Source organism: Thermonema lapsum, assembly GCF_011761635.1.
GTDB lineage: Bacteria > Bacteroidota > Bacteroidia > Cytophagales > Thermonemataceae > Thermonema > Thermonema lapsum.
On record NZ_JAASRN010000008.1, the window covers coordinates 43,116 to 52,963 of the forward strand.

The following is a 9,848-nucleotide window of genomic DNA, read 5'->3' on the forward strand; positions in this document are numbered from 1 at the left end:
AGCTTATCGGTGCCAACAATGCCGCCATGCCCAAAGGGGGCGTTGCTTCAGATAGTCGGGGTTGTCTTCGTGGGCATAGGCTTCTTTTTCGAAGCATATGTTGCGGTAGGCTCGCTGGTGATTGCGCAGGCGGCATAAAAGATATAAGTAATGAGCCAAGTAGAGGACATAAAAAGGGACGATGAGCAGTTCTATCTGCTGGCGTAGGTGTATGCGCTCATGCAGCATAAGGCGCTGGTCGTGCCGCAAACGGGCATTTTTCAGTATAATGAACGGATACAAAGCCATGGCGCAATAGTTCTTGGCAAGCAACCAGTGGCATGCAATCACATAAGGTGGTTTAAGCCAGTGGCTCTTCTTCGTCATGGGGATACGGCAAAAAGACGAAATTGATGAATTCTTTATCGACCACAAACAGGCAGCAATACTCATCTATGGGCTTATACACTTGCTCGAAATCGGAGAAGTGCTCATCGGTGATTAAACCTTGTTGGCGAAAAATCTCAGCATAAGAGATGTAAAAGTTCCATTCGCTGCCTATTTCTTCCTTATCGAGCAACAGCTTGCCTACTTTTAGCTTTTCTTTGCATATGGGAAAAATAGGGTATTGGGAAATGCCCCGCTTCTTCATTTGATAAGCGGCTTCTTTGAGCAGGTGGCTGATTTTGGCAAAATCCTTGGTGATGGTTCCCAGATATTTTCCTTGTATTTGCAATTCCGGGCTGTTTTGCATGGCAGTATTTTATTGTTTTTTGTGCAAAGTTAGTAGTTTTCAATGACTAAGGGAAAAGGCAAGGCGGAGTAGTGCGTCTAGTAGTAAGCCAAAGACAATGCCAAAGCTGAAACCATAGTTGATAAGCTCTCGAAAATACCGCCCGGCAAAACTTTCAAACAGCTTTTCTATTTCTTTTGGGTTCATTGCCTTGATTTCTTCTACTACAATGTGGCGGAAATTGATGCTTTGTAGCAGGGCAGGCAAGTGGCTTTCGAGGCTGTTCATGACATAGTGCGTAAGTTTTTTTACCAAAAAAGCTTTGGTTTCCAAAGGCAGGTTGTCTATCAAATTTTCAAGAATATTGTCATAAATGTCTGTGAGGACATTGTGCAACGCTTCTTTGAAACTGTTCGTTTGCCATAATTTTTGCAATGTATTTTGAGCATCGAGGCGCAGTTGTTCTGTATCAAGCAGGTCTTTGAGCGGTACATTTTTCGATACGACAAAAAAGTCATCTACCCAGAGTTTTTGTTGCTTTTGAAGGCGCGTTTGTCGCAGTAGCGGATGCAACAAAACAGGCAGTGTTTTCTCAAGGCGCAGGCGTTCTATCCATACGGCAAGACCTTCACGCCCATATAAACGGTACAGCAAGCGGCTTATCCATTGCAGGTTTTGCATCAGTTCTGTTTGGCGCTTGCCGGTAATCATCAGCGGGGGGGTGAGCCATTGCAGTAGTGGCTTGTATCTTGTAATGTGGCTTGGCGATGCATCGGATACGAGGTCCGACAGTTGTATTTGCTTGCTTATTTCCCTGATGAAGAGAGTACCTATTTCTTGGCTTATATACAGGAAATCCTTGTTTTGCAAGAAGGCTTGTACGGTTTCTTGCAAGCGGTGTTGCTCGATGTTTGCGTTCAATTCCCCAATGTGCAATTTTCCTATTTGGTGTATTTCTTGGCGCAGCAGCTGCTGAAAAACGGGCAGGCGGCTTTCAAGATAAGCAGGTATTACTTCATCGGCAAGCTCATAGACCGTATCCTTAATTGTGCGTTTATAGAGTACAGCCATGCCATTTTCTTCCTTGGCTTTGGCATAGATGTCGTCGGCAAGGCGCCTTTTGTTTTCCTGCATCCATTGAATAGCCTTTTGCATGAAGTTCTGCAAAGTGTTTTCGAGCAGATGCTCTACCTCTATCATCAGGCGCCCACCTAACAGGCTTTCTATGGGGCGGTCAGGGGCTATTTCTTTCTGCAGGCGGCTGTGTAGAATAATGCTTACGCGCTTTGCCAATTGGGGATTTTGTATCCAATTGCCTATGAGCTGTTTGGCGGCAGAAGGCAACCGGTCTTTACCGGGCATCTTTTGGGCAATTGCATACAGCTTGGCATCTTGATGCTTTTGGTGCCACTTTTGCCAGAGGCGGAACAAAAAGCCTTGAAGCTGTTCGCTGTTTAGAAAATGGTTGTATTGTTGCACAAGCAACGGGAACAGGTAAGCATATAAGCGTGCGAAATCTTCTTCGTTCCACTGCGCTATTTTCTGAAGCCGCCGTATAGCCAGCTTGCTGAGTCGCTCGGCAAAACGTTCACTTTGCAGGTAATCCAAAATATTACTTCGGATGACGCTCGTGTCGAATGCTTTTAAGTTGGTGTTGCCCAAGCGCTCGCTTGTGTCTTTTATCAAGGGGCGCAGCAAAGCGCTAAAGTGCTGCTCTAAGAGCTGAAGGGTGTTTTCGCTTAACCACTGGCTGAGTTGAGGGCGGTTGTCTTCTATGAGGCGGCTTAGCACTTGGTAGTCGTCCTTTTGGATAAGCCGTACCGCCTTGTCTTCTAAAAGAGAGCGGTTTTCGCGAAAACGCTCTATTAGCTTGTCTTGGTTGAGGAGCTGTTCGCCTACAAAGCGCCCCATGTTCTCGGCAAAGCGGGCTTGGTTTTTGGCAATGACACCGGGCGTAAAAGGCAGCTGTTGTTTGCCTATGTGATAGGGGCGGTAGGGGCGAAATATCATTTTCAGGGCAAGCCAGTTGGTGCCGTATCCGGTAATGCCGTAAGCAATCGCTGACAATGCCATTTGTCCCCCCCAGTTCGGAAGGGTGGGTAAGGCATATAAACCGGCACCAGCCATGCCGCCCAACAAAGCCCCCAAACGGGTGATGGGTTTTACTTCTTTGCCCATGAACTGCTCTACCATGTCGCGTATGCGCTCAGGGGGCAGCTTGCTGAGGTTGCCACGCACCAGCTCTTCAATACGCCCTTTAAGCAGCGGTTCGGCATTGTTGACCAAGACTTGGCGGGTGCGGGTGGTGAGGCTATCCACGACTGCCTCGTTTTTTTGAATACGTTTGTAAAGTGGCAGCAGCGGCTGATTGGCTATCTTTTCATATTCTGTGCGCAGCAAAGCTGTAGTTTGGCGGCTCAAGGAGGGCAGCCATTGCAGCCATTGCTTTGTGGGAATGAGTGTTTCAAGGTTGCGTTTTTTTATTTCTGCCAAAAGAGCCTGCTCTATGTCGAAGGCAAGTTGTGGTGAATGAATGCTTTTATACCACCATCGTGCAAGGTCTTCTATGAGCTGTGCTTGTTGTGTTTCTGCGAGCAGGGCGGCAAGCGGTTTTTTCAACAGCTGATTGACCGACAACTGCTCTATCAGCTGTTGCCATTGAGATTCAAAGGCTTCGTTGGTCAGTAGGCTGTGGATGTATTGGGGCAGCTGCTTTTGCACCTGACGCCCTATTTCCGGGGCAAGTTCTTTGAGCGGAAGCCATTTGCGCAAAGGCTCTTTTAAGTAGGCATAGAGTTGCTTGCTTTGCAGTTTTTCTAGCTCTTCGGCAATTCCTTTTTGTACAAGCGGCGTCAACACCTCTACAAAGCGGTGTTTAGGGATACGCGCTACAATGTTACCTATGCTGTTTTTTTGGAGGTAGTCGAGTAAATAGCTGGCGCCTTCTTGGGCGAGCGTTTGGGCATCGTACGTTTCGAGATAGTGAATGATTTTGTCCACTATCTTCGTTTCGGCACTCACACTGCCTACAAACAAATCGATGAGCCACTCTTGAAGGAGTGTTTGGGTATTGCGGCGGAAGGTCTCGTCAATCAGTTCATCGATGAGGTACTTTTCATTTTGAATGAAGGCAATGAGTTTTTCGAGCACACCGGGCAAGCGTTGTAATAAAAATTGCTGGAAGTGTGCGCCCAAGCGCTCACTTAGCAATTCAAAGAGGGTGGTATCTACTTTAAGCAGTTGCCCATAAAGAAGTTTTAAAAATGTTTCGAGAATACGTTTGCCGGTGGACTGGTGCAGCAAATGGAGGGTCTTGTTACGTACTACTTTGAACAGAGCATCAAATTCCTCTTCGCTGATATAATCGGCTATGCGCTCTTCGCCCAAACGATAGACCAGCGTTTCTACCGTCTTGGGGGGCAGCAAAGTAGCTACTATTTGCCTCAGACTCTCTTCAAGCGCATTGGAGAAGTTGTAGCGTAGTTCGCCCGGCACGAACAGAAGCGGTTGGCGTAACACAGCTATCCATTCTGCCACAATTTCTTTTTGAATCAGCTCTTCGAGCGGCAAATGCAAGATGCCGTTGGGTGCCGAAGTAAAAACATACTCGAGCCATTCGGTGTCGTTTTCGTGCTTAGCCAGAATACGTTGCAGGATGGCGGCAAGCTGTTGCCCCATGTGCTTGACCTGACGCTCACTGATGAGTGTAGAAAGCTCCAGATGACGGCTTACTTCCGGGAATATACGTTTGAGTGCCAGCTCTATGGCAGGTTCTAGGTCAAAAAGGATGTGTTCAACGGCTATGTGTAGGTCAGGTACTTCGTTTAAGCGTGGGGTTTGGTTTATCCATGCTGGTATTTCTTGTTCCAAAAGTTGCCTTATGGTCTTTTGTAGCTCGCTACGAAATTGGGGCGTGTCGAAAGCGGCACCTATTGCTTGGTGGGTAATGATGTCTTCTTCTACCAGCTGGCTGATATTCTTCACAAACTCGCGATGGGTCTTAAGTACAATACCGCCCAAGCCGAAGCGCTTACGGAAGAGCATATCTATAGCCAGGTCGTTGGTATAATAACCCACAAGACCGCCTGTAATACTTTGGGAAATGAGCGTAAGCCAGTCGATAGCCACGGCAAGAGACGTTTATTCTGGATTTTCAAATGGAGCTACTCGCTTTTCATAATGGAGACAGTAGGCGCGTATGCCGCACTCATTGCATTTAGGTTTGCGTGCCAAACATACATAACGCCCATGCAAGATAAGCCAGTGGTGTGCCCGTGCAATGAGCGATTGGGGTATGTGTTTCACCAGCTCTTGTTCTACTTCTAAAGGGGTCTTGGCATTTTCGTTTACCAAACCGATGCGTTTAGATACACGGAATACATGGGTATCGACTGCCATAGCGGGTTGGTCATAAATGACCGACAAAATGACGTTGGCAGTTTTGCGCCCCACACCAGGCAACTTTATCAGCTCTTTCATATCGTTGGGCACTTGCCCGTTATACTGCTCTACCAGCATCTTTGCCATGCTTACCAAGTGTTTGGCTTTGTTGTTAGGATAGGAAATGCTTTTTATTAACTCATATACCTCTTCTACTTTGGCTTGTGCTAAATCTTGTGGGGTAGGGTAGTGCTCAAAAAGTGCGGGGGTTACTTTGTTTACGCGCTCATCGGTACATTGAGCACTTAAAATCACGGCTACCAGCAATTGATAGGGATTTTCGTACTGTAGTTCGGTTTGAGCATCGGGCTGTGTTCTCTGAAAGTATTCCAATATTTTTTGGTATCGCTCTTCCTGCTTCATGCAGCTTATTGTTTTTGGGGTTTTTAACAAAAAAGCAAGCCAAAATATACAAAATAATCAAGCCAAGGAGTAAATATGACAGAATGTCAGCCTGTTGCAGATGGAACGCCCTTTGCTTGCAACAGAGCCAGAGACCAAATCAAAATGCAAGTACTATGGCAGAGGTAAAAGAACAGGGACACATTCAGGTAAGTACGGAAAATATTTTTCCTATTATCAAGAAATTTCTTTATGCCGACCACGAAATATTTCTGCGGGAATTGGTATCGAATGGCGTAGATGCCTGCCAAAAACTAAAACGACTGGCATCGGTTGGTGAGTTTCAAGGAGAAGTGGGCGAACTGAAAGTAGAAGTTGTTCTTGACAAAGAAGGGAAAAAAATCATAGTAAAAGACAATGGCATAGGCATGACCCTCGAAGAAGTGAAAAAATACATCAATCAAGTGGCTTTTTCGGGGGCAGCCGAATTCGTACAGCGATACAAAGAAGCAGGCAGCGACATCATCGGTAAGTTTGGTTTGGGATTTTACTCTGCCTTTATGGTTGCCGATAAGGTAGAACTGGTTACCAAGTCTTTTCGCGAAGATGCGCCTGCTGTGAAATGGTCTTGCGCCGGCGATACCCGCTTCGAGATAGAAGAAGCTCAAAAGCAAGAGCGCGGCACCGAAGTTATCTTGCATATAGGTAAAGAAGGCGAAGAGTTTTTGAATAAATTCCGTATTCAGGAAATCCTCGAAAAGTATGCCCGTTTTCTGCCTGTGCCCGTGTGGTTCGATGGAAAACAAATCAACGACACCAAGCCCATTTGGGTGAAACCGCCCCAAGAGCTGAAAGACGAGGATTACCTAAACTTCTACAAACAACTCTTCCCTTTTGCAGAAGACCCGCTTTTTTGGATACACCTGAATGTAGATTATCCCTTTACCTTGACGGGGGTGCTGTATTTTCCCAAAATCACCAACCAGTTCGATATGCAAAAGAGCCGTATTCAGCTCTATTCCCGTCAGGTATTCATTACCGATGAGGTGCGTGACATCGTGCCCGAGTTTTTGATGCTGCTGCATGGTGTCATCGACTCGCCCGACATCCCGCTCAACGTATCGCGCAGCTATCTGCAGTCAGACAGTAACGTGCGTAAAATCAATCAGTACATTACCAAAAAAGTAGCTGAAAAGCTGCAGGAGCTCTTCCATAAAGACCGCAAAGCCTTTGAAGAGAAGTGGGAGGGACTTGGGCTCTTCGTAAAATACGGCATGATTACCGACGATAAGTTTTTTGAGAAGGCGCAGCAATTCTGTTTGCTTAAAAACACAGAAGGGCAATACTTTACCATTGACGAGTACAAGAGCAAGATAGAAACCGTGCAAAAAGATAAGCACGGAGTGGTGGTGGTACTCTACGCCCAAGATACCGACAAGCAATATACTTACATAGAGGCAGCCCGGAAACGTGGCTACGATGTGCTGCTCTTGGACGGCATTCTGGATGCCCACTTCATTCAACGATTGGAAATGAAACTGGACAACTTCCGCTTCAAACGTGTGGATGCCGACTCAGCAGAAAAGCTTATTGAAAAAGAAGACAGCACTGCCTCGCATGCATTGACCAAAGAAGAGGAGGAAAATATCATCAAACTGCTGAAAGACACGCTGAACGATGACAAGCTGATTGTCAAAGTAGAGGCGCTTTCCATGCACGATTTGCCTATAGTAATTGTACTCCCCGAATTCCTTCGTCGGATGAAAGAAATGTCGCAACTGCAAGGGCAAACCATCAAGCATCTGCCCTCTGACTGGCAGATTATCATCAACGGCAATCATGTCTTCATACAAAAAGTGTTGCAAGAAACTGACAACGACCGTCGCAAGCTACTTTTGCGTCATGCCTATGATTTGGCATTGCTGTCGCAGGGGCAATTACAAGGCAAGCCATTGCATGAATTTATTGAACGCAGCCTATCACTGGTTGAAAAGTAAGCGGCTGCAGCTTGAAGTAATGACAACAAAAGGGCAGGTATGTCCAACTTGCCCTTTTCGTCTTGCCGTTTAAGTTTGGTGTAAATTTTTCAGAAAGTCTAAAATAAAATTGTTAATTTGTAGCCTGACTTCCATGTATCAACACCATGAAGAAGCTTGTTTGCATACTTATAGCCTTTCTGTTTGGAGTCGCTTCCTTGCAAGCGCAATCGGTGAAGCGCCTGCTGAAAGAAGCAGATGAAGATTTTGCCTACGGGGAATACACTGCGGCGCTGCCCAAATACTTGAATCTGATACAACACTCGCAAGAGCTGGACGAAGAACAAAAAAACCACTTGTTGTTCCGCATAGGCTTATGTTACCTCAACACCTCCAATAAAGATTTGGCACTGCCCTATTTGAAAGAGTTGTACGAGCGTCGCCCAGACTATAAAGAGTCTTTGTCTTTTTATCTGGCACAAGCCTACCAATACAATCACAAATTCAAAGAAGCTCTTTTTTTGTATGAGCAGTACTTGAAAACGCAAGAAGCCCAAAAAAACGCCGAACGTCAACGGGTAGTACAGAAAAAAATACTCGAATGCAACTACGGCATACAATACATGCAAGACCCGATGCCTGTAAAAATAGAGAACATCGGTCCGGTTATCAATTCTCGCTTTCCAGACTATGTGCCCGTCATTTCTGCCGATGAGTCGGAACTTATATTCACCTCGCGCCGCGACAACACCACTGGCGGAGGCATAGACCCCACTGACGGGCATTATTACGAAGACATCTATGTATCCTACAAAAAAGACGGGCAGTGGACGACGCCCGAAAAGCTTCCGCCGCCTATCAATACCAATTCGCATGACGCCTGTATTGCGCTTTCTCCCGATGGCAACACGCTTTTTATCTATAAGTCTGGACAAAAAGGAACTGGCGACATCTACATGTCTCGAAAAAAAGCAGACGGCTCTTGGTCTGAACCAGTAGATTTAGGCAAAAATATCAATACCAAGTATAGAGAACCGTCTATAAGTATTACAGCCGACGGCAAAACTATCTATTTTTCGAGCGACCGCCCTGGCGGCTACGGTGGTTTGGATATCTACCGTAGCCACCTGCAAAGCGATGGCACTTGGGGACCGGCTATCAATCTTGGCTCCAAGATAAACACACCTTACGACGAAGATGCTCCCTTTATCCACGACGATTCCACACTGTACTTCAGTTCACAGGGGCATACTTCCATGGGCGGCTTTGATATCTTTATGAGTACCTATAAAAATGGTGCATGGACCACCCCCGTTAACTTGGGTTACCCTATCAATACCGCAGACGATGATATTTACTTTGTCCTTTCTGCCGACAACAAAACTGGCTACTATGCTTCTGCCAAAGAAGGCGGCTATGGCGAGAAAGATATTTACACTATCAAGATGCCTTCTCTTGAACGCATCAAAAAGCAAAATCAAAACCTGAAGGCTAATATTCAAGTGAACCTTCAAAAGGTCGAGTTGTCCAGTCAAAAAGGGTTACCTCCGGTGGTGGTGTTGAAAGGGACGGTCATCGATGGCTTGAGTGGGCAAAAACTGCAAGCCAAAGTGGAGCTCTTCAATTTAAATGAAGACCGCTTGGAAGATGAGTTTCAAACAAACAATCCACTTGGAGTTTTTGAGTCAGTGATGCGGGCAGGGCAACGTTATTTAATTACCGCAGAAAAAGAAGGCTATTTGTTTCATAGCGAGTATTTTGAAATACCTGAAAGTCAGCAATATCAAGTCATTGAGCGCACCATTCCACTTCAGCCACTGCGCAAAGGGGCAAAAATCAACCTGATGGTGTTTTTTGACTTCGATAAAGCAGATTTGCGCCCTGAGTCTATCCAGGAGTTGAAGCGCTTGGTAGAGTTGTTGCGCCACCATCCTTCTTTGAAGCTCGAAATTGCAGGACATACCGATGCCATAGGCACAGAGGAAAAAAATTTAGACCTCTCCAATAGGCGGGCACAAGCCGTAGTGGACTACATAGTGGAAAATGGCATCGCACCTCACCGCTTAAAGGCAGTGGGTTATGGCGAGTCGCGCCCTATAGCTTCCAACGACACAGAGGAAGGCAGACAGCTGAACCGTCGTACTGAATGTATAGTGATTGATTTTTAGTCATTTTTAATGACTTGACAATCAATAATTTGTTATTTATCCAAAAATTTTTTCTTTCAAACGCTTGCACAGAATATTGAGGCATTCTACCTTTGCAGTCGCAAATGAGGGGAAGGGGGGCAGCAGCAGGCAGCCCGGTTCGAAAAAAAGTGAGGCAAGAATTTGGAGGGGAAGAAAAAAGTATTTAGATTTGCATCCGCTTTTGCGAGG

At 46.0% G+C, this 9,848-nt stretch carries 6 protein-coding genes; 2 read left to right on the forward strand and 4 right to left on the reverse strand.

The window, feature by feature from the left end; genetic code table 11:
• Positions 1-3: 3 nt before the first annotated feature.
• The 4 genes from FHS56_RS11675 to nth are packed head-to-tail and all read right to left on the reverse strand — an operon-like array spanning position 4 to position 5,515.
• Positions 4-366: a hypothetical protein gene (locus FHS56_RS11675; protein WP_243844221.1), complete on the reverse strand. Its 363-nt coding sequence runs from the start codon at positions 364-366 to the stop codon at positions 4-6.
• Complete coding sequence (locus FHS56_RS11680) at positions 341-733, reverse strand: hypothetical protein (protein ID WP_166921046.1); 393 nt, start codon at positions 731-733, stop codon at positions 341-343. The genes FHS56_RS11675 and FHS56_RS11680 overlap by 26 nt, the downstream gene beginning before the upstream one ends.
• Before the next feature lie 39 nt (positions 734-772).
• The gene (locus FHS56_RS12055; RefSeq protein ID WP_166921048.1) at positions 773-4,840 is read right to left on the reverse strand and encodes a DUF445 family protein; all 4,068 of its coding nucleotides are present in this window, start codon (positions 4,838-4,840) and stop codon (positions 773-775) included.
• Positions 4,841-4,852: 12 nt separating this feature from the next.
• Positions 4,853-5,515, reverse strand: a complete 663-nt coding sequence (gene nth, locus FHS56_RS11690; protein ID WP_166921050.1) for an endonuclease III — start codon at positions 5,513-5,515, stop codon at positions 4,853-4,855.
• A gap of 155 nt (positions 5,516-5,670) precedes the next feature.
• Between nth and htpG the strand changes: the two genes are divergently transcribed.
• The gene (gene htpG / locus FHS56_RS11695) at positions 5,671-7,491 is read left to right on the forward strand and encodes a molecular chaperone HtpG (protein WP_166921052.1); all 1,821 of its coding nucleotides are present in this window, start codon (positions 5,671-5,673) and stop codon (positions 7,489-7,491) included.
• A 146-nt stretch (positions 7,492-7,637) separates the two neighbouring features.
• The gene (locus FHS56_RS11700) at positions 7,638-9,638 is read left to right on the forward strand and encodes an OmpA family protein (RefSeq protein ID WP_166921054.1); all 2,001 of its coding nucleotides are present in this window, start codon (positions 7,638-7,640) and stop codon (positions 9,636-9,638) included.
• Positions 9,639-9,848: the final 210 nt, after the last annotated feature.